1 protein-coding gene is annotated in these 1,145 nt (G+C 38.6%); it reads right to left on the reverse strand.

Annotated elements, in window-relative coordinates; genetic code table 11:
* Positions 1-175 precede the first annotated feature (175 nt).
* Positions 176-889, reverse strand: coding sequence for a YwiC-like family protein (locus tag V7654_RS09020; protein ID WP_335430015.1), 714 nt, complete (start codon positions 887-889; stop codon positions 176-178).
* Between the last annotated feature and the right edge of the window lie 256 nt (positions 890-1,145).

The raw sequence follows: 1,145 nt of genomic DNA on the forward strand, positions 1-1,145 counted from the left end.
TGCAAATGATCCATAGGATCATTTCACCTTGGTCTCTCCTGTCCAGCTGCGCCAGCAGGAGGCTGCGCGCCTTCCACTACAATCAACAGGTTTTTTTAAACAGCATTGGGCTTTCACAGAGCCAAATAAAAAAGCAGAAGCTGCCCGAAAATGCTGGCAGCTTCTGCTTTTCTATTTATATTGCATATAACATGATAATGAAAAACAATGCAGCATTTATAATTTCATAAATACCTACTTTCATAACCGATACTGGTTTTCCATATAAAACGACTGCCCTAATTAAGCTTGGGACTGCTGCCACTGCAACAGCCTCCTCTCCTGCAACTAGCCATAAAGCAGGCACCAGGAGATGGTATGTCCATGATATCCATTTAAAGCTGTGATTCTTCTTTTCACGAATCATGGTTTTTACATAAAGTGTACTGCCTGTAAAAAATAAAATTGAAGCTGCAAATATAAGGACTGCTTCTTCGTTAATCGCAGCGCCAGGCAGATAACTGCTGGCCAGTCCAGCTATCGAAAATACAATGATTGCACTGAGGTCATTCATTATTGCTCGATCTTTATTTTTTGCTGAAAAATAAGCATTGAGGATGAAGAATGGAATCATCGATAATCCAAAATAAGCAATGGATGGCGTTGTAAATAACGGAACCATTAAAAACACCAGGGCTGGAATCATATAGATAAGGACCCATTTGCGATAAAAAGGCATTTTCTTCTTTTTAAACATCAATAACAGCGGATATGTAGCTAAATATAATAATACCCAGCCTATGAAAAACGGGACATGCTGCCAGATCACTTCACTTGCCGCTGCTCCCAGCCAGAAAGGGATGATCAACATAGCCCAGGCTCCGTGCTGTTTTGGCATAAATAATTTCATGAATCAACACTCCCTTGTTCTTTCCTGACTTAAATATAAAATAATTTCATTATCAAATAAGTGAAACTCATCACATTTTACTTCTCCATTTATTGAATGTCATCGAACTGTCAAAATACTGTTCTTCTTTATGCATTCCTGAGAACACAAAAAAAGCTGAACCAATAGATTCAGCCCAGACTGTAGACAAACTCTGTTAAAGCGAGCTTGTCTACAGTTTTTATTTTGTTTGGGAAGTAAAACAGGTCTGTTGATT

The sequence above is a fragment of the Bacillus sp. JJ1609 genome (genome assembly GCF_036967045.1).
Taxonomy (GTDB): domain Bacteria; phylum Bacillota; class Bacilli; order Bacillales; family Cytobacillaceae; genus Mesobacillus.